Source organism: Pandoraea aquatica (genome assembly GCF_902459565.1).
Taxonomy (GTDB): Bacteria; Pseudomonadota; Gammaproteobacteria; order Burkholderiales; family Burkholderiaceae; genus Pandoraea; species Pandoraea aquatica.
Window position 1 is genome coordinate 148,715 of sequence record NZ_CABPSN010000001.1, and the last position, 19,357, is coordinate 168,071.

The 19,357-nt window shown below is 64.2% G+C and carries 12 protein-coding genes; 4 read left to right on the forward strand and 8 right to left on the reverse strand.

Translation table 11 applies throughout. The annotated features are described in order from the left end of the window. Positions 1 to 51 precede the first annotated feature (51 nt). A complete protein-coding gene (locus tag PAQ31011_RS00585; protein WP_246179253.1) occupies positions 52 to 3,276 on the reverse strand; it encodes an efflux RND transporter permease subunit in 3,225 nt (1,074 codons plus the stop codon). 341 nt (positions 3,277 to 3,617) lie between these two features. On the opposite strand from PAQ31011_RS00585, the gene PAQ31011_RS00590 reads away from it, so the two are divergent. After that, entirely contained in the window at positions 3,618 to 4,739 is a 1,122-nt protein-coding gene (locus tag PAQ31011_RS00590) for a Dyp-type peroxidase (RefSeq protein WP_150574007.1), read from the forward strand. Next, positions 4,736 to 5,566, forward strand: a complete 831-nt coding sequence (locus PAQ31011_RS00595) for a family 1 encapsulin nanocompartment shell protein (protein ID WP_150574008.1) — start codon at positions 4,736 to 4,738, stop codon at positions 5,564 to 5,566. Before PAQ31011_RS00590 ends, PAQ31011_RS00595 begins: the two co-directional genes overlap by 4 nt. Positions 5,567 to 5,660: 94 nt before the next feature. Here PAQ31011_RS00595 and PAQ31011_RS00600 read toward each other — a convergent pair whose 3' ends face one another. The 5 genes from PAQ31011_RS00600 to PAQ31011_RS00620 form a co-directional block, all read right to left on the reverse strand. Next, positions 5,661 to 7,421 carry a glycosyltransferase family 39 protein gene (locus PAQ31011_RS00600; RefSeq protein WP_150574009.1) on the reverse strand — a complete coding sequence of 587 codons (1,761 nt, stop codon included), beginning with the start codon at positions 7,419 to 7,421 and terminating at the stop codon, positions 5,661 to 5,663. A gap of 70 nt (positions 7,422 to 7,491) precedes the next feature. Further along, the gene (locus PAQ31011_RS00605) at positions 7,492 to 8,934 is read right to left on the reverse strand and encodes a sensor histidine kinase (RefSeq protein WP_150574010.1); all 1,443 of its coding nucleotides are present in this window, start codon (positions 8,932 to 8,934) and stop codon (positions 7,492 to 7,494) included. Continuing rightward, on the reverse strand, positions 8,913 to 9,572 hold the full coding sequence (locus PAQ31011_RS00610; RefSeq protein ID WP_039398505.1) for a response regulator transcription factor: 660 nt from the start codon (positions 9,570 to 9,572) through the stop codon (positions 8,913 to 8,915). Before PAQ31011_RS00610 ends, PAQ31011_RS00605 begins: the two co-directional genes overlap by 22 nt. Positions 9,573 to 9,895: 323 nt before the next feature. Then, positions 9,896 to 12,184, reverse strand: a complete 2,289-nt coding sequence (gene metE / locus PAQ31011_RS00615) for a 5-methyltetrahydropteroyltriglutamate--homocysteine S-methyltransferase (protein WP_150574011.1) — start codon at positions 12,182 to 12,184, stop codon at positions 9,896 to 9,898. Positions 12,185 to 12,288: 104 nt separating this feature from the next. Beyond that, positions 12,289 to 13,332 carry a LysR family transcriptional regulator gene (locus PAQ31011_RS00620; RefSeq protein WP_150574012.1) on the reverse strand — a complete coding sequence of 348 codons (1,044 nt, stop codon included), beginning with the start codon at positions 13,330 to 13,332 and terminating at the stop codon, positions 12,289 to 12,291. A 159-nt stretch (positions 13,333 to 13,491) separates the two neighbouring features. Here PAQ31011_RS00620 and PAQ31011_RS00625 point away from each other — a divergent pair, with 159 nt between their 5' ends. Together PAQ31011_RS00625 and PAQ31011_RS00630 are read left to right on the forward strand one after the other, a co-directional pair. Next, complete coding sequence (locus tag PAQ31011_RS00625; protein WP_150574013.1) at positions 13,492 to 15,384, forward strand: sulfatase family protein; 1,893 nt, start codon at positions 13,492 to 13,494, stop codon at positions 15,382 to 15,384. Positions 15,385 to 15,538: 154 nt separating this feature from the next. Further along, on the forward strand, positions 15,539 to 16,144 hold the full coding sequence (locus PAQ31011_RS00630; RefSeq protein ID WP_150574014.1) for a putative pterin-binding protein: 606 nt from the start codon (positions 15,539 to 15,541) through the stop codon (positions 16,142 to 16,144). 15 nt (positions 16,145 to 16,159) lie between these two features. Here PAQ31011_RS00630 and PAQ31011_RS00635 read toward each other — a convergent pair whose 3' ends face one another. Both PAQ31011_RS00635 and PAQ31011_RS00640 read right to left on the reverse strand, forming a co-directional pair. Further along, on the reverse strand, positions 16,160 to 18,286 hold the full coding sequence (locus PAQ31011_RS00635; protein WP_246179255.1) for an esterase/lipase family protein: 2,127 nt from the start codon (positions 18,284 to 18,286) through the stop codon (positions 16,160 to 16,162). Then, positions 18,283 to 19,356, reverse strand: a complete 1,074-nt coding sequence (locus PAQ31011_RS00640; protein WP_150574015.1) for an Lnb N-terminal periplasmic domain-containing protein — start codon at positions 19,354 to 19,356, stop codon at positions 18,283 to 18,285. The genes PAQ31011_RS00635 and PAQ31011_RS00640 overlap by 4 nt, the downstream gene beginning before the upstream one ends. Position 19,357: the final 1 nt, after the last annotated feature.

A 19,357-nucleotide genomic window follows, 5' to 3' on the forward strand; every position in this document is an offset into this window, starting at 1 on the left:
GTTCAACCCGTCAAATCTTGATATCTGGTGTGAGATGTCGGTCGCCGTGCCTTAGTGGCCGGCGTTATCGGTATCTGCGTTGTGGTTGCTATGGTCGCCATGTGCCGGCGTGGCCGCGCTCCCTGCGCGACGGGCCTTGCGGCGCACGAGTCGCGTGTGCACGCCCGCAAAGACCAGCGGCACGAAAAAGAGCGTCGAGACCGTGGCGAACATCAGCCCGCCGATCACGGCGCGGCCCAGCGGCGCGTTCTGCTCCGCGCCTTCGCCCAGACCGAGCGCCATCGGCACCATGCCGATGATCATGGCGAGCGCCGTCATGAGCACCGGGCGAATCCGGCTCGCGCCCGCTTCGAGCGCGGCCTTGAGCGGGGCCATGCCCGTTTCCATCCGTTGCCGCGCGAACGCCACCACCAGAATACTGTTGGCGGTCGCGACCCCCATGGTCATGATGGCCCCCGTGAGCGCAGGCACCGACAAGCGTGTGCCGGTGAGGAACAGCATCCAGACGATGCCGGCCAGCGCAGCGGGCAGGGCGCTCACGATGATGAGCGGATCGACCCACGACTGGAAATTCACCACGATGAGCAGGTAGACGAGCACGATGGCCATCGCCACGCCGATGCCCAGCCCCATGTATGAGCTTTGCATCGTGCTGACCTGACCGCGCACCACGATCTGGCTGCCGCGCGGCAGGTCCTTGCGGGCTTGTGCGACGAGCTTGTTGATATCGTTCGCCACGCTGCCCAGATCCCGGCCTTCCACGCTGACGTAGATGTCGATGACCGGGCGAATGTTGTAGTGGCTGACCACGGCGAAGCGCTGTGTCGGCTCGACCTGCACGAAGTTGGCGAGCAGTTGCGGCTGGCCGTTGTTGCCCGTGCCCGCCACCGGCAGGCGCAACAGATCGTCGATGGAGCTGATGCGGTACTGCGGCGACTGCACCGAGAGGCTGTACTCCACGCCGTTCTGTTCGTTGAACCAGAAGCCGGGCGACGTCTGCGAGCTGCCCGAGAGCGAAATCAGCACGTTCTGAGCGACGGCGTTGGCATTCAGATTCAACTGCTGCAAGCGCGAGCGGTCCATGTTCAGGTGAATCGTCGGCGCATTGACGCGTTGCTGAATATGCGTGTCGACGGTGCCCGGCACCTGGCGCACCTGCTTGAGCAGCTTGGTCGCTACATCGAAGTTCGCCAGTTGCTGATTCCCGCTGATCTGGATGTCGATGGCGGCGGGCAGGCCGAAGTTGAGAATCTGCGTGACGATGTCCGCCGGCTGAAAGAAGAACTCCACGCCGGGGAAGCGTTGCGGCAGCAAGGCCCGCAGCTTGTCGATGTATTCCGCGCTAGGACGATGGTCGGGGGTGAGCGCGATCTGGATTTCGCCGTCGAGCGTGCCGATCGTCCCAGCGTTGCTATAAGAAAGGTTGATACCGCTATACGGCAGGCCGAGGTTGTCGAGGATCGTTTCGAGTTCGTTGGCGGGCACGACCTCGCGCACGACCTTCTCGACCTGATCGGCCAGACGCGCGGTTTCCTCGATGCGTGTGCCTGTCGGCGCGCGCATGTGCATGCGGATGTTGCCCGCATCGACCGACGGGAAGAAGTCGGCCCCCAGCGCGAACACCAGTCCCATCGACAGCACGCAGAACGTCAGGAAGCTCATGGCGAAGACACGGCGGCGCACCAGCAAGGTGGACAGCACCACGATGTAGGCGGCGCGCATGCGCTCGAAGCTGGCGTCGAAGCGCAGGTAGATGCGGCGGAACACGCCGGGTTTCGCGTTCGGATCCGTGGGGTGCGCGTGCCCCATGAGCAGCATGGCAAGCGTGGGCACCAGCGTGCGCGAGAGGATGTACGACGCGAGCATCGCGAACACCACCGCCTCGGCCAGCGGCACGAACAGGTAACGCGCCACGCCCGTCAGGAAGAACATCGGCACGAAGACGATACAGATACACAGCGTCGAGACGAGCGCGGGCACCGCGATTTCCCCCGCGCCGTCGAGAATCGCCTGATGCAGCGGTGTCCCCATGTGGAGGTGCCGCTCGATGTTCTCGATGGTCACGGTCGCATCGTCGACCAGAATCCCCACCGCGAGCGCGAGCCCGCCCAGCGTCATGATGTTGATGGTCTGGCCGAGCGCGTGGAGTGCGAGCAGCGACGACAGGATCGAGAGCGGAATCGAGATGGCGATGATGCAGGTGCTGCGCCAGTTGCCGAGGAACAGCAGGATCATGGCTGCCGTGAGGGCGGCGGCGATCAGCGCTTCGTGAATCACACCCTGCACGGCGGCCTTCACGAAGACTGACTGGTCGAACAGCGCCGAGATGTGGAGGTCCGCCGGCAGGGCGGCGCGCGCCTCGGGCAGCAGCGCCTTCATGGCGTCGACGACGGACAGCGTCGAGGCATCGCCCGTCTTCATGATCGACATCAGCACGCCGCGCTGACCGTTCTGACGCACGATGTTCGTCTGTGGCGAGAAGCCGGTGCGAACGTGAGCGACTTCGCGCAGATAGGTCGTCGCGCCATTCACGGTGCGTACCGGAATGTTGTTCAGCCCCTCGACCGTCGGCGGCGAGCCGTTCATGTCGACGGTGTACTCGCGTGGCCCGATCTTCGCGGTACCGGTCGGCAGGATCAGGTTCTGCGCGTTGACGGCCGCGACCACGTCCTGCGCCGTCAGGCCCTTGGCGAGCAGAGCGCGCGAGTCGATGTCCACCGAGATCAGCCGCGTTTTGCCGCCATATGGATAGGGCACGGCGGCACCCGGGATCGTCACCAGTTGTGGACGCAGGAAGTTCAGCGCCGTGTCGTTAAGCGCCGGTTCCGACAGGCTGGGGCTCGACAGGCCCAACTGCATGACAGGAATCGACGAGGCCGAATAGCTGATGACGAGCGGCGGCGTCGCGCCGGGCGGCATCTGCTTGACCTGCGCCTGCTCGACCGCAACGACCTGTGCGATGGCCGTCTGAATATTGGCCGTCGGTTGCAGGAATATCTTGATGATGCCGATGCCCGGCAGCGATTGCGACTCGATGTGCTCGATGTTGTTGACGGTGGTCGTCAGGCCGCGTTCGTTGCCGGAGATCATCCGGTCGGCGATGTCCTGTGCGGACAGCCCGTTATAGGTCCAGATGATGCTGATGACGGGGATGTTGATTTCCGGCAGCACGTCGACGGGCGTGCGCAACAGCGCGAGCGGCGTAGCGAGCAGGATCAGAATGGCCATCACGATGAACGTGTATGGCCGTTTGAGCGCAACGTTGACAATCCACATGATTCAGACGCGCTCGGGCGCAGTCACAGGCGTACGGACAAGGGCGGCGCCAACAACGCGCACGCGGGCGCGCCACCGGTACCGGAAGGAACGCCGCCATGTTATGGGCGCACCCCCAACGCCAAAATGGCGCGAATATGGCGAAATTGACAGAATTCGCGGCGCCGCCCGGAAACCCCCGTCGCATAAGGCCTGACACATCGCCCTATCAATCAGAGTGGCATATTACGGCGTGTTGCGTTATAAAGTTGACACACTAAAAGTCGTCGTCCGATAGCCTATCGCCCACGCGGGACCGGGCGTCGGCGACTTCGAGAACTCCCGTCCCACGCAGGAAAGCAATGACAGAACGTCTGACGTCTCCTCCTCCCGAACCGCAGCCGGTTTCCGGCAAAGTGACCCGCAGCGCCATCTTCCTCGTCGCCACGATTCGCGACGACGAGGCCGCGCACGCCGCCGTGCGGGGCTGGTGTGCCGATGTGGCCGCGTATGTCCGATCTGTGGGCAAACGTGTGCCGACCGGCAATCTGACCTGTGTGGCTGGCTTTAGCGACAGCGCATGGGACCGCCTGTTCGGCGATCCGCGCCCGGCCGAGCTGCATCCGTTCCGTGAGTTCGGCGCAGGCAAGCGGCACGCCCCGGCCACGCCCGGCGATCTGCTGCTGCACATTCGTGCCGAACAGATGGACCTGTGCTTCGACCTCGCCACGCTGTTGCTCAACAAGCTGGGCGATGCGGTGAGCGTCGTCGACGAAGTGCACGGCTTCCGCTATTTCGATATGCGCGCGATGATCGGCTTCGTCGACGGCACCGAGAACCCGGAAGGTCAGGAGGCGTTCGACTTCACGGTCATGGGCGACGAAGACCCCGAGTTCGCCGGCGGCAGCTATGTTCTCGTGCAGAAGTATCTGCACGACATGACGGGCTGGAACGCGCTGCCGGTGGAAGTGCAGGAGCGCATCATCGGCCGTACCAAGTTCTCGGATGTCGAACTGGACGAGGACGTGAAGCCGAGCAATTCGCACAGCGCCCTGACCACGCTCGAAGTCGACGGTAAAGAAGTCAAGATCCTGCGCGACAACATGCCGTTCGGCCGCCCGGGATCGGGTGAGTTCGGCACGTTCTTCATCGGCTATGCGCGCTCGCCGTGGCCCATCGAGCAGATGCTCGAAAACATGTTCGTCGGCAAACCACCCGGCAATTACGACCGCTTGCTGGATTTCAGCACAGCGGTGACCGGCGGGTTGTTCTTCGTGCCGTCGGCCCCGCTGCTGGAAGAACTCGCTGATCGCGCGCCGCAAGCGGCCGCCACCGAATCCAGCCATGTCATCAAGACGTTGATCGACGCACAGCCCTCGGGCGTGCAAGTGTTCGACGCCGCTACCGCTTCTCATCAGGCGAGCCCCGCAGTCGCGGACGGCTCGCTGCAAATCGGATCGCTCAAAGGAGTTTCTCAGGCATGAATAACCTGCATCGCGAACTGGCCCCCATTTCGAGCGCCGCATGGGCGCAGATCGAAGAAGAAGTGGCCCGCACGTTCAAACGTACCGTCGCCGGCCGTCGCGTGGTCGACGTGAAGGGGCCGGGCGGTCTCGCGCTCTCCGGCGTGGGCACCGGTCATCAGAAAGCCATCGACGCGCCGCTCGACGGCGTGAGCGCGCGTCAGCGCGAAGTGTTGTCGCTCGTGGCGTTGCGCGTGCCGTTCGAGCTCTCGCGTGAAGCCATCGACGATGTCGAGCGCGGCGCGAACGACTCGGACTGGCAACCGGCCAAGGACGCTGCGATCAAGCTGGCCTATGCCGAAGATCGCGCGATCTTCGACGGCTACGAAGCCGCACGCATCACGGGCGTGCGACAGGGCACGTCGAATCCGGTGCTGCCGCTGCCGGACAACATCGCCGATTACCCGACGGTCATTGCCAAGGCGCTCGAACAACTGCGTCTGGAAGGTGTCGACGGTCCGTACAGCGTGCTGCTCGGCGCCGACGCCTACACGGCCGTGGCCGAAGCCAACGATCAGGGCTATCCGATTCTCGAGCACATCGGTCACATCGTGAGCGGCGAGATCATCTGGGCCCCGGCCATCGATGGCGGCTGCATCGTCTCGACGCGCGGCGGCGACTACGAAATGCACATCGGTCAGGACATCTCGATCGGCTATCTCGACCACACGGCCACCACGGTTCGCCTGTATCTGGAAGAGACGTTCACGTTCCTGATGCTCACGGCCGAGGCCAGCGTGTCGGTCGGTAACGCCAAGCCCGCCGGTGCTAAGAAGAAGTCGAAGTAAATCGTCTAAGTTTTTGACGAAGCAATAAAAAACGGCTGAAGGCGGCGAACCGCTTTCAGCCGTTTTTCTATGCCGCCGGTCTGGCGGCAATCGCTCAGTTGGTCGCGGGCGACGATGCCGCAGCCGGCGCTGCCGGGGCCGTGCTACCGCTTGCCGGTTCCCCGGCCATCGGCTTTTCGATGATCACGCGACGGTTGTCGCGCGCAATCACCTTCATCGGCAGATTCAACGTCTCCAGCACAGCGAACTTGTCCGGATCGACCAGGGCAAGCGCCTTGGGGTCTTCCATCCAGACGTCCACGAACTTCTCAAGCGTCGGTACCCAACTGTCGGGGGCCTGCGAGATGCCGAACTCCAGCTCGTCCTGCACGGCGACCATGATCATCGGCTGACGCAGGTAGTACGGCATGGTGTGGTCGAGCGTGCCGACCGAGTAGAACGGCGTGTCCGGTCCCAGACGATCCATCTCCGCACGCACGGCAGGCACCAGATCGATACCCGAGCTGCCGCGCCCGAACGCCTCGTGCCCCGAGCCACCGATCATCGTGAACGCGAGCCACGTGGCCGCAAACGCCACCAGCGCCTGCTTGGTGCTGCGGGTGCTCAGCCAGCGGGTGATGCCGATGCCGATCAGGCCGACCACGCTGGCCGCATACAAGTAATACGAGAACGTGCGGTACGCCTCCACCGGGTTGCGGCTGTCCGAGTGATGCGACAGGAACACCAGACACGTGACGATCGTCGCGATGAACAGCACGACGGACACGATGAGGTGTTTGCGCAGCGACTCGCGGGTCATGGTGGCCAGACCGAGGCCGAACAGCATGGCGATAGCCGGCACAATCGGCAGCACATACGAGATGAGCTTCGAGTGCGACATCGAGAAGAAGCAGAAGATGAAGACCGCCCACACGGTGATCATCAGCACCGGGCGGAATCCGTTCGCCTGAGGCGGCACGGCGCGCGAACCGGTAATGGCGCGCGGGATCGTCGAGAGCCACGGCAGGAAGCCGATCAACAGCACGGGCACGAAGTACCAGAGCGCGCCCGGACGATGGTGGTCCGGCTTCAGGAAGCGGTTGAAGTGCTCGTTGATGAAGAAGAAATCGAAGAACGACGGGTTGCGCGACATCACGGCTGCGAACCACGGCACCGTGATGGCCAGCATCACGATCAGTCCGCTCACGATGTGCAGACGTTTCCACAAAGCCCAGTCACGTGCGATCAGCGTGTAGATGACGAGCACGGCACCCGGCAGGACCACACCGATCAGCCCCTTGCTCAGGATCGACAGACCCATCGCCGCCCAGCACAGCCACATCCAGTTGCGGGTCTGCGTGTCGGTCAGGCCCGGGCGCTGTGCCAGCAACAGCGCGCACAGGACCAGCGTCATCATGAACGACAGGCCCATGTCCAGCACGTTGAAGTGGCCGAGCAGGCTCCACAGCGGGGCGCTTGCCAGGGCCAGCGCGGCGAACAGACCTGCGCGGGCGCTGAACACCCGACGGCCGGTGTAACCCACGAGCAGCACGCCGCCGAACCCGGTCAGCGCCGTCCACAGACGCGCCTGCCAGTCGCCCAGGCCGAAGATCATGAACGTGAGGGCGTTCATCCAGGTCTGGAGCGGCGGCTTCTCGAAGTACAGATAGCCGTTGTAACGCGGCGTGACCCAGTCGCCAGTGGCCAGCATTTCGCGGGCCATCTCGGCGTAGCGGCCTTCGTCGCTGGGAATCAGATGCCGCAGGTTCAGGACACCGAACCAGACCAACGCGAACATCGCGATCAGCCAGAGCAGGGCGGTGGGGGAAATCGGCCAGGGCTCTAACCCGGCGTCACGTTGAGGACGTGTAGACATGAATACGAGGCTTTCCGGTCTTGAGGATGAAGTTGAGGTCGGTTGAGTGTTCGGGTCGGGACTGTCGAGGCTAACGAGGCTGACGCTGCTGGCCGGATCCACCGGCCTGCACATCGGGCGCATCGGGTGAATCGGTCACGTCGGGCGCATCTGCATTAGGCAGCGTCACCCGGACATGCAGCCCGCGCGGCGGTGACTGACTCGCGTCGGTCAGTTGCACCTGCCCGCCGAGGCGGTCGACGATGGCCCGCACGATCGCCAACCCCAGCCCTGTTCCGTCGCCACCGTGTTCGCGAGGCTCGCGGTGATCGGTGGCGCGGTAAAACGCGTCGAACACGCGTTCGCGTTTGTCGGCGTCGATCCCGGGGCCGGAGTCGATCACGTCGATTACGACGTCGCCCCCCTTGGCCGACAACTGTACCGAGACCGTGCCGCCGGCCGGCGTGTAGCGTACGGCGTTGCCGACAATATTGCTCAGCAACGTGACGATGTCGCGCTTCGACCCTGCTACCCGCAGACCGGGCAAGCCGGAGCGGCCCGGCACACTGGTCGATGCGTCCGACAGATCGAGCATGATCTGCTTGCGATCCGCCAGAACGAAAACATCTTCGAGCGCTTCATGTACGGCCGGGAGCAACGTCAGGGGATGGGCCGGAACGGTCGGCGCGCTCTGGGCGCGGGCCAGCGTCAGCAACTGTTCGATCAGCGTGCGTGTGCGATGCAGCCCGCTCTTGAGCTTGGTCAGCCGGTGACGCGTTTCGGCATCGAGCGCGGCCGGTGCGAGTGCACGGTCGAGGTTTTCGGACTGAATCACCAGCGCGGTGACCGGCGAGCGCAGTTCGTGCGCGGCGTCCGCTACGAAGCGGCGTTGCTCGTCGAGCGCCTTGGCCAGCCGCGCCAGCAGACGGTTGATCGACACGATGAACGGCTCGATTTCCGTGGGGGCGCCTTGCGTGTCGAGGCCGCGCAGGTCGGTATCGCGTCGCTTGTCGACTTCGGCGGCCAGTTGCTGCACCGGACGCCAGGCGCGGCGCACCGTCAACACAATCGCGGCGATGAGTAGCGGCAGGAACCCGACGAAGGGCATTGCCGTGCGAAGTCCGCTATTGCGCGCGATTTCGTTGCGGCCTTCCGTCGGCTGCGCCACGACGATGCGCAGGTCCGGCTCGATGGTGCGCACGAAGGCTCGCCAGGTGTGGTCGCCGGTGTTGACCGTGTGGAAACCGTCGGACAGCGTCACAGGGAAGGTGCCGCCAAGGCGCTGCACGGTCAGACGGTAGTCGTGATCCTGAATCGGCAGGCCGTGCATGGCCGAATCGGCCCCAGCCAGATTGCGCGTGTCGACGAGCGCGGCGAGTTGCAGCAGTTGGTCGTCCTGAAAGCGATAGGCTTCGCGAAAGGCCGCACCGTACGAGACGAAGCCCGCCACGATGGCCAGTGCCAGCGCGCAGGCCGAGAGCGTAACGACGAGCCGTGACTGCAACGAACGCATCATGCCTTGGGCACCAGCCATCCCGCGCCGCGGATGTTGCGAATGACATCGGCGCCGAGCTTCTTGCGAATCGAATGGATCAGGAAGTCGATCATATTGCTCTCGATCTCCTCACCCCAGCCATACAGGCGATGTTCGAGCGCGTCGCGCGAGAGGATCGTGCCGGGGCGCAGCATCAGCGCGTGCAGCAGCGCGTATTCACGCGCCGAAAGGACGCAACTGTTTTCGCCGTACGTCGCCTGATGCGTTGCCGGATCGAGCGCGAGCGCGCCGTTGGTCAGCACCGGCACGGCCACGCCTGCGTGACGACGGATGACCGCGCGCATTCTGGCGAGCAGCTCACCCACTTCGAACGGCTTGACGACGAAGTCGTCCGCCCCGAGATCGAGGCCCTGAATGATGTCTTCCGCGCCGTCGCGGGCGGTGACGACGATAATCGGCGTACGCCCGCCCGCGCCACGATGGGCGCGCAGCACGTCCCAACCATCCCGGCCGGGCAGGCCGAGGTCGAGCAGCATGAGGTCGTACGCATGCGCGGCGAGGGCGGCGAGCGCGGCGTCACCGTCGCGACACCAATCGGCGGCGTATGAGGCGTCCTTGAGCGCCTGCATCATGGCCTCACCGATCATGGCGTCGTCTTCTACAAGCAATATCCGCATGGTTTTCCGTACGCATTCTGGCGGGCTGAGTCTAGCGTACTGAAATCAGCCTACGCCTAATCCTTGCTATCCACGGAGGACGGCACGGGCGCACGATAGCGCGCGAAACTTAGTAGAAACTTAGCTCGTGCGCGTGTGCATTCGCGCGACTATGCCATGCAAACACTTCAGCAATCAATGACTTAGCGATGATTCCTCAAGTGATGTGATCGCTAGGCCCGTTTCCGTGCCCCCAAATGCGAACAGGCCGGCATTTCGCCGGCCCGCTCATTTAAGGCATTTTCCCTCTGCAAATTCCGCCGAATTCGCGCAGCGCAGGGGACTTACTGTGCGCGGAGTGTCTTCGCGGCGGCGACCATGTTTTGCAGCGCCGGAATGACTTCCGCCCATTGACGCGTTTTCAGTCCGCAGTCGGGGTTGACCCACAGACGTTGTGCCGGAATGCGCTCGGCAGCCTTCTGCATGAGCGACACCATGTGTTCCTGCGTCGGGATGTTGGGCGAGTGAATGTCGTACACGCCCGGTCCGATTTCGTTCGGGTACTGGAACGAGTCGAACGCGTCGAGCAGTTCCATATCTGAGCGCGAGGTCTCGATGGTGATCACGTCGGCATCCATCTCGGCGATGGCCGCGATGATGTCGTTGAACTCCGAATAGCACATATGTGTATGGATCTGCGTGTCGTCCTGCACGCCGTTCGCCGTGATGCGGAACGACTCGACCGCCCAGTGCAAATAGGTCGCCCATTGCGAACGGCGCAGCGGCAGGCCTTCGCGCAACGCCGCCTCGTCGATCTGGATCACGCGCACACCCGCACGTTCCAGATCCAGGACTTCCTCGCGCATCGCGAGCGCGAGCTGGAAGCACGAGACCGAGCGTGGCTGATCGTCGCGCACGAACGACCAGTTCAGGATCGTGACCGGGCCGGTCAGCATGCCCTTCATCGGCTTGTCGGTCAGCGACTGCGCGTACTTGATCCATTCGACGGTCATCGCCTTCGGGCGGCTGATGTCGCCAAACATGATCGGTGGCTTCACACAGCGCGAGCCGTACGACTGCACCCAGCCGAACTGGCTGAACGCGTAGCCTTGGAGCTGTTCGCCGAAGTACTCGACCATGTCGTTGCGTTCCGCTTCGCCGTGCACCAGCACATCGAGCCCCAGCGCTTCTTGCTCGCGCACGCTGCGCTCGATTTCCTTTTTCATGGCTGCCACGTAACCCGCCTGATCCAGCTCTCCCGCTTTGTACTGGCTGCGGGCGTTGCGGATCTCGGCCGTTTGCGGGAACGAGCCGATGGTGGTGGTCGGGTAGCGCGGCAGGTTCAGTTTCGCGGCTTGCTTCGGTGCACGCTCGATGTACGGACGCTTGCGACGGCCCATCGCGGCTTCGATCCGCTCAACTGCCGCCTTGACGGTCGGGTTGTGCACGCGCGGCGACGCACGGCGACTGGCGATGGCGGCGGCATTGGCACGCAACTCGGCGGTCACGGCAGCACGGCCATCGTTAATGGCGCGGGCCAGCACCGTCACTTCAGCGAGCTTCTGTTTGGCGAAGGCGAGCCACGACCGGATCTCGGCGTCGAGCTTCTGTTCACTGTCCAGATCGACCGGCACGTGCAGCAGCGAGCACGACGGTGCGATCCACAGACGGTCGCCCAGCTGTTTTGCCACCGGCTCAAGCCAGTCCAGCACCGCCGCCAGATCCGTCTTCCAGATGTTGCGACCGTTGACCACACCCACCGACACGATCTTGTCCGCCGGTAGCGCAGCGATGACCTTGGCGACTTCGCTTTGCGCGTTCACAGCGTCGATGTGCAGACCGTCGACCGCCAGGCGGCACGCTAGCGGCAGGTTCTCTTGCAGCTCACCGAAGTACGTGGCGAGCAGACGTTTGACCGGCGCCGCAGCGAGTGCGGCGTAGGCGGTTTCGAAGGCTGTCCGCCATTCGGCATCCAGTTCGGTGACGAGGATCGGTTCGTCGATCTGCACCCATTCCACGCCTTGTGCGGCGAGGGTTTCCAGCAGTTTCACGTAGACCGGCAACAGGCGCGGCAGCAACGCCAGCTTGTCGCTGTCGTCCTTCGACTTGCCGAGCCACAGATACGTGACGGGGCCGACGATGACCGGCTTGGCTTTGACCCCGGCGGCGCGGGCTTCGGCCAGTTGTTCGACGAGACGCGAGGCGTCCAGCGTGAAAGTCGTGTCGACGGCGAACTCGGGGACGATGTAGTGGTAGTTCGTATCGAACCACTTCGTCATCTCGCCGGCGGCGACACCGCCGCAGCAGTCGGCGTGATCTTCGGCGCTCTGTGCCGAGCGGCCACGGGCGACGCGGAAGTAGTTGTCCAGGGCGTCGCCGTGAAAGCCTTGCACGCGCTTGGGCAGATTACCCAGCGTGACGCTCATGTCGAGCACCTGATCGTAGAACGCAAAGTCGCCGACCGGGGCCAGATCCAGCGCCGCCTGATCCTGCCAATGACGCGCACGCAATGAAGCACCGAGTGCCTTCAGTTCGTCGCGCGACGATTGGCCTTTCCAGTAGGCTTCCTGACCAAACTTCAGCTCACGCTTCGCGCCAACGCGCGGGAATCCCAGATTGTGTGTCTTCGCCATGTTCTCTATCGACCCCTATCACTGGAGGAATTGAAACGGTGACATCGATCATAGAGACTTCGATTCATGAATGAAAATGGTCTTATTTCTTGGTAACGTTAATTTTATTCATGATGAAGAGGGCTGGCGAGGGTGCGCGAGACATCCTGCAACACCGCGATAAGTGCGAGGGTTGCGGCACTCGGCGCGTGACCATGGAGGACGCCGACAGTCGGTGCGACGTGGGAGAACGGTAACCCGAAGTCATGAAGCGCCGGGGCGAGCGGTGAGCGCGCCACGCCTAACGTCGACGCGAGGAAGAGACACGGCATGGCCTGCGCGGTGCTCGCGTTGGTCATGAGCGTGACGGACTCCATGATCACGCGCGGCAGCGGCAGCCCTTGATGGGCGAATTCTGTGTCGATGGCCCGGCGCATGGGAGTGCCGGGCGGTGGGACGATCCATGGATAGCGCGCGACATCGGGCCAGCTGGGCGACGGGTGCGACGCCAACGGGTGGTTGCGTGCGCCGAACACCCGAACGTCATCTGTATACAGCGGCACGGTCCCGAAGCCCGCATTCATGGCGGTTTCGTCCAGTCGGCAGACGAGCAGATCGATCTCGTGCCAGCGCGCGCGGGGCAGCAGACGGTCGAGCGTGTCTTCGAACAGATTGACGCGAAGCGCAGGCCCGGTGTGCTCCAGCCGCGCGAGCGTTTGGGGCATGAGCACGCTCGCCATGCCCGGCAGGATGCCGACGTTGACCGGCTGCGCAAGTCCGTCGCGTAACGCCTGCATGGCGGGGGCGACACCCGCCAGATCGGTCAGCATGCGCTCGGCGCGTTCGAGTAGTGCGTCGCCATACGGGGTCGGGGTCACGCGCCGCGTGGTGCGTTCGAACAACGACACGCCGAGCGCGTCCTCGATTTCGCGCAACCACTTCGACAACGCGGGCTGGGTGATAGCAGCAGCTTCAGCGGTACGGGCGAAACTGCGCGTTCGGCCCAGCCAGCGCAACGTTTCGAGATCGCGAACCCGGAGTTTGCGCAGGACGGCAGGAATCTGACGCGCGAGCTGTGACGCCGGTAATGGTGACGGAAGCAGGGGTGACGGAGGCAGGGGATCTCGGTCCGCGCGGGAGTCTTCGGTCATGTCGGTGAGGTAATGCATCGATAGGTTGCCGATACGTTACCGCACTATTGATGTTCTCCAGGTAATGAATCGGGTGCGATTTTTCATCGATCTGTTCAGAATCCAGCCGAATAATGAGACTCCCATCCGGTAGTTAGCGCACGACACGACGCTGGCACCTCATCAGGAGCGAGACGCATGACGAAACGTAAGCCTTCATCCCCCACGATCTCCGACGACGCGACGCCGACCGACGCCACGTCCGCCAAACAGTCCGACACACCGAGTCGCAATGCGCGACGCGACTTTCTGAAGCAGGCCGGTGCGGCGATGGCGTCGGCAGGACTGGCGTCGTCGGCGATTTCGGCCACCCGGGAGGCAGCCCCGACGGCGCATGCGGCCGACGACGGTTACGTCATGCCGACGCAGGCCCCGGCCGTCGCCCCCAAGGGCTACAACATCCTGTTCATCCTCACCGATCAGGAGCGTCATTTCGACAAGTGGCCGTTTCCGGTGCCGGGCCGCGAACGGCTGCGCCGTGAGGGTGTGACGTTCATGAATCACCAGATCGCCGCGTGCGTGTGTTCGCCGTCGCGCTCTGTCGTGTACACCGGCCAGCACATCCAGCACACGCGCGTGTTCGACAATTGCGGCATTCCATGGCAGCCGGATATGTCGACCGATATCCGCACCATCGGCCATATGATGCGCGACGCGGGTTACTACGCGGCGTATCTGGGCAAGTGGCATCTGAGCGGTAAGCTGCATCACAACCACACGCCCTACGACACGCCGACGGCGGAGTACAACGCGCTGATCCGGTCGTACGGCTTCGACGACTACTTCGGCGTAGGCGATCTGATCGGGCGCGTGCGTGGCGGTTATACCTATGATGGCCTGACGACGTCGTCCGCCGTGTCCTGGCTGCGCGGGCGCGGTGCTCAACTGGCGACCGAACAGAAGCCGTGGTTCATGGCGGTGAATCTCGTCAATCCGCACGACGCGATGTTCCTGAACACCGACCCGACCGGCGTCGACACGCAAAACGCCAGCAAGCCGACGCTGGGCAACGCCCGTCCGCCGAAGGACAGCCTTTACGGCAAGCATTGGAACGTCCCCCTCGCTGCCACGCGAAAGCAGGCTTACGACGCCCCCGGCCGACCCGCTGCGCACGGCGTCTACAACGCGGCCGAGGGCGTGCTGGTCGGGGACTATCCGCTCGACGACGCGCGGCTTCAGGTCTATCAGGACTATTACTTCAACTGCATCCGGGACTGCGACACCCATGTCGTGACGCTGCTCGACGCGCTGCGCGAGTTGGGTATCGACAAGAACACCATCGTCGTGATGAGTGCCGATCACGGGGATCACGTCGGTGCACACAAGCTCGTGGGGAAGGGGCCGACGACGTATCGCGAGCAGAATCACGTGCCGCTGGTGATTCGTCACCCGGCGTACCCGGGCGGGAAGCAATGCGCAGCGCTCAGCTCGCACGTGGACATCACGCCGACGCTGCTCGGGTTGACGGGGCTCGACGCCGACAGCGTGGCCCGCATTGCGGGCAAGACCGCGCATGGGCATGACCTCACGCCGCTGCTGCGCCGCCCCGAGCAGCAGGCGGTCGATGCGCTACGCCCGGCCACCCTGTTCAACTACGCCATGCTGCTGTTCTACGACAGCGAGTGGCTGGCGCAGGAATATGCGACGTTGCGTCAGAAGGGCATGCCGGTCGACGAGATCCATCGACGGGTGATCGCACGTCAGCCGGACTTCCGACATCGCGGCATGATTCGCAGCGTGTTCGACGGCCGCTATCGCTTCTCGCGCTACTTTTCGCCGAAGGCGTTCAACCGGCCGACGTCGCTGGAGACGCTGTTCGCGAGCAATGACGTCGAACTTTACGATCTGCACGCCGATCCGACGGAGTCGCGCAACCTGGCGCTCGACGCACGTAGCAACGGGCCGTTGCTGATGGCGATGAACACGCTGCTCAACGATCGGTTGGACGCAGAGGTGGGCGAAGATCGCGCCGACATCCTGCCGATCCGCGACGGGCGCGTGCATTTCACGTTCGAGATGCAGGCTAGCTGATTCAACTGCGCGTTGATCCGACGGCACGGCGGCGACGCCGTTGCCGTTGGCGTGCCGGATGGCATCGGTGGTACGCTCATGCGACCTCGGGGGAGCGAATCGACGCCCCTCCCGCATGGGGCTGTCGCCTCCCTCATTCGCTATCGCCAACGCCATGAAGAAACGTGAATTCCTTGCCGGTGCCGTGGCACTGGGCGCATCGGTGCCTGTCTTCGCCAAGCCGGGCGCTGCGGGCGCATCCGCCGCTTCCGCGCCAGCTTCGACACCGCTTGTCACGCTCAGCGGCGCGATTGCGCGTCACAACCGCGGTGCGGTCGACCCGGCGCTCGATCAACTGTTTCACAAGCAACTTGTGCAATTCGACGCGGCGTACGCGCTCGACTTCGCCATGCTCACGCGCATGCCAGCGCAGACGATTCGCCCCACGCTGGAGTACGACGCGAAGCCGCACACGTTGCGCGGGCCGCGTCTGGCCGACGTGCTCGTGCAGGCGGGCGCACCGTCGAATCCGCTCACACAGGTGTTGTTGCGCGCCATCGATGGCTACGTGGTGGCGACTACGGTAGGGCAGGTGCGGGAGTACGGCTTTCTGCTCGCGACCCATATCGACGACAAGCCGCTCGCGCTGGGCGGCCTCGGACCGCTGTGGGCCGTGTACGACCCGGCCGGGATTCCGGCGCTGGCGGGCAAACCGCTCAAGGAGCAGTTCACCCTGTGTCCGTGGGGCGTGTATCACATTCAGATCAACGCCGTTTCCTGAGACGGCCGACGTGCCTTAGTAGGACGTCGGGCGTCCCGGCGTCGGTGTCGCGGTCGGCGGCGGAACGATCGCCTGATACGGGTTCAGTCGCCCCGGCAGTTTGATCGGATCGAGTTCGTCGACGTCCTCGTGCAGGATGCGACGGATCTCCAGAATCGCCTGCGGTGTCTCCTGCACGCTATGTCCTGCGACGATGACACGCTCGGATTGTGCACCCGCGAGATGGGCGCTCGTGTACGGCACCACCCCATCGCTTGAAGCCTCCAGCGGCCCCTTGGCATCGCGCCGAGCGATGATCGAGTGGTATTGCACGGCCGGCGAGATCTTCAGGCCGGCAGCGGCCATCACGTACGGATCGTCGTCGCGCAACTGATCGACGCTATTGGGCACATAGCGTGTCTTGCCCTCCGAAGGGCTGTCTTCGGACCCCGTCGCGTAGTGCAGCACGTCGTCGATCCCCGAGAGCAGCGTGACCGGCAGCTTGATCAGGTTCGACACCCAGCGTCCGATGCGGTTACGCGCAAACGGTGTGCCCCGGTGCGGTGCGGCGATGAAGATGGCGCGCTCGAACTGCGGCACCGGCTTGAAGCTGAACAGCGGATCGAGCCGGTCGCGGGCACGGTCGATCTGATTCTCGTCCAGGTGGTATTCGTGCTGGAAGGTATCCCAGAGCTGATCGTCCGAGCTGGACACCATCAGGCGAGCGATCACGCCCCCCATGCTGTGCCCGATGACGACCGCGTCGTGCGACGCCGCAGACTGGCCGTCCGGGTCGAAGTGCTTGAGCGTCGCCTCGAACGCGTTGCGAATGGCCATGGCGTTTACGAGAATCGGCGCATTCGTCGGGTAATAGACCTGCCAGACCTGGAAGTGCTCGCGCAACGTCGCGTCACCCTGAATTTCGTTGGCGAGATTCACCCACGCCTCCGGGCTGCTGGCCAGCCCGTGGAGCATCAGAATGACGCGGCGTCCCGGATCGAACGGCTGCATCAGGTAGATGTGGGGACGCACGATGCCACGGTCGCGTCCAAACAACGTGCGCAACGACTGCTCGGCAAAGCCCGAGCGCGCAAGCCACAGACCGTAACCGGCCGTGAAGTTGCCTGCGAGCGGCACGGTCTGGTGATTCAGTTCGACGGACGTCTGCCGGTAGGGGTCGTAGACCACCAGCGTGGCGACGTGCGTCGCGAGGACCTGTTCGAGCGTGGTGCCGTCGAAGCGCAGCAGCAGCGTGAGCGACGGTGAGGGCATCTCGCTGAACACCGGTCCGGCGTTGGGATCGGTGGCGCGCCGGAAATCGCGCGATGCGCGGCTTTCACGCGGGTTGTGGGGTGCCGTGTCGCGGTCGTCCGGGCCCGTTGCGGCATCGCCCCGGGGCGTCGGGCGCTGACCGGCGGCGGTGAGCGCCTCGGCGGCGGACTTCTCGTCGAGCACGGCCACCAGCTCTGCGCCGAAACCGTCGCGCCGGTACGGACTGCGCAGGCCGGCGAACGACAGCGTAGATGCGGGCAAGACTTCGCGCGGCTGGATGCTGTTATCGGCGAATCGCACGCTGCTGGCGTCGACCGGCAGGAGCCATCCGGCAATCTTGTCGCTGCCCGTTTGCTGCACGCGACGGAACAACGCGACCGAGAAGTTCTGCACCGCGTAGTTGTAATAGTCGCGAACCTGCGTCTGACGGTCTTCGAAGGCCCGTTCGCTCGACGGACGGTCGCTGTAGAACAGATACGCGTAGGCGTAGCGTGCCGAGCGCAGCCATAGGTCGAACTGCGCATCGTTCCATTGACGCTCGCCCGTGGGCGTCTGCGCGATGGCGAGCTGCATCGACATTTCAGCCATGGCCGCGAGTCGCCGATCGACGTCGATTTCCTTCGCGCGGCCTAGTGCGTCGATACAGTCGAGCGACGATTTGGCGCAAAGGGTGTCGTCGAGGCCAGCTACGCGAATGGTCTCATCAGTCGATGCGCTCAGCTTGCCCGTGGACAGAATGTCGCCGCGCTTCATGGCGATGTACTGCTCGGGGCCGAGCGAACGGACTTCCACCATCGCGCAGCCGGACAGCGCTGTCAGCCATAGCACAGTCATCAGCATGCCCGCTCGCCGCAACGCGAGGGGCTTGCCCGACAGCTTCAACGCGATCATGGCGTCACCTTCGGATCGTCGCCCGGCACGCCTTGACGGATGAGGGTCGAGAACTCGGGCGAGTCGCCTGCGGCCAGCGCTCGCGCAACGAAATTGCCTCGGTCATACAGTTGCGCGTAGGTGAAGCCCGGTGTCAGACCGCCCTGATCGTAGGCGTACTCCGCGAAGTAGCCCGACAGCAGCAATCGGTAGTCGAGCGGCAATCCCGGTGCGATAAGACGGGCGATCTCGAAGACGATGGTGGTGCAGTTGCTTGTGAGGGTGTTGTACCAGGCCGGCGTATCGTGCAGCTCACGCGCGCGGGCGAGATAGCCGAGGAACACTTCGCGCAGCTGTTTGGGCGGGATGTTGAGGCGATACAGATAGGTCGTCTCGCCACGCACGTTGCTGCGAACGCGCAGAATGTCGCGCTCGTCGGCGGCCACGAGCGTGGCTTCGAAGTCTTTGAAGAACCCGCCGATGGCCGAGAACTTCTGGCCTTGCTTCTTCCGAATCTCGATGGAAAAGACCACGCGGCGGCCGTCGGAGAAGCCGAACGACACCAACGTGTGCGCAATGGCCGGGCCCATCCAGTACGACAGGACGAGATCGGCACTCTCCAGCTTGTCGAGATCGTACTCGCGGGTTTCCCAGCGCGGGGTGAAATCGGTCTCCGTGCGCCATTCGAAGTTGCGCACGTTGTGCAGCGTGACGTGTTCGCCGTCGATTCGGGAGTCGAGCAATTGCGCGACATCGGCCGCCCAGGCGCGGTCGTTGGACGCCCGGATCGTCTGCCACCAGCCGACGAGCAGCACCAGCGCGATCAGAAAGGCAAGCGGCCAGCCCCGCAGCGGCATGCCAGCGCGCACACGCAAGAGCGCAACGATGGCGACGACCCCGAGCAGCACCCACACCGCGATCACGAGGTAGCGCGCGAGCGCCGGACCCGGGCAGCGGTAGGCGAGGGCCATCGCCCCCCAGGCGCAGGCGCCCAGCACGAGCAGGGCGAGGAACGAGCGCAGCACGTAGACGTACCACGCGATTTGATGGCTGGCGAGCGCGTCGCCAGCATGGGATTGCAGTTGCACCATG

Excerpts from the sequence above, each read along its gene's own strand:
- PAQ31011_RS00585 (WP_246179253.1), bottom strand. The coding sequence starts at position 3,276 with ATGTGGATTGTCAACGTTGCGCTCAAACGGCCATACACGTTCATCGTG.
- PAQ31011_RS00590 (WP_150574007.1), top strand. The coding sequence starts at position 3,618 with ATGACAGAACGTCTGACGTCTCCTCCTCCCGAACCGCAGCCGGTTTCC.
- PAQ31011_RS00595 (WP_150574008.1), top strand. The coding sequence starts at position 4,736 with ATGAATAACCTGCATCGCGAACTGGCCCCCATTTCGAGCGCCGCATGG.
- PAQ31011_RS00600 (WP_150574009.1), bottom strand. The coding sequence starts at position 7,421 with ATGTCTACACGTCCTCAACGTGACGCCGGGTTAGAGCCCTGGCCGATT.
- PAQ31011_RS00605 (WP_150574010.1), bottom strand. The coding sequence starts at position 8,934 with ATGGCTGGTGCCCAAGGCATGATGCGTTCGTTGCAGTCACGGCTCGTC.
- PAQ31011_RS00610 (WP_039398505.1), bottom strand. The coding sequence starts at position 9,572 with ATGCGGATATTGCTTGTAGAAGACGACGCCATGATCGGTGAGGCCATG.
- metE (WP_150574011.1), bottom strand. The coding sequence starts at position 12,184 with ATGGCGAAGACACACAATCTGGGATTCCCGCGCGTTGGCGCGAAGCGT.
- PAQ31011_RS00620 (WP_150574012.1), bottom strand. The coding sequence starts at position 13,332 with ATGCATTACCTCACCGACATGACCGAAGACTCCCGCGCGGACCGAGAT.
- PAQ31011_RS00625 (WP_150574013.1), top strand. The coding sequence starts at position 13,492 with ATGACGAAACGTAAGCCTTCATCCCCCACGATCTCCGACGACGCGACG.
- PAQ31011_RS00630 (WP_150574014.1), top strand. The coding sequence starts at position 15,539 with ATGAAGAAACGTGAATTCCTTGCCGGTGCCGTGGCACTGGGCGCATCG.
- PAQ31011_RS00635 (WP_246179255.1), bottom strand. The coding sequence starts at position 18,286 with ATGATCGCGTTGAAGCTGTCGGGCAAGCCCCTCGCGTTGCGGCGAGCG.
- PAQ31011_RS00640 (WP_150574015.1), bottom strand. The coding sequence starts at position 19,356 with ATGGTGCAACTGCAATCCCATGCTGGCGACGCGCTCGCCAGCCATCAA.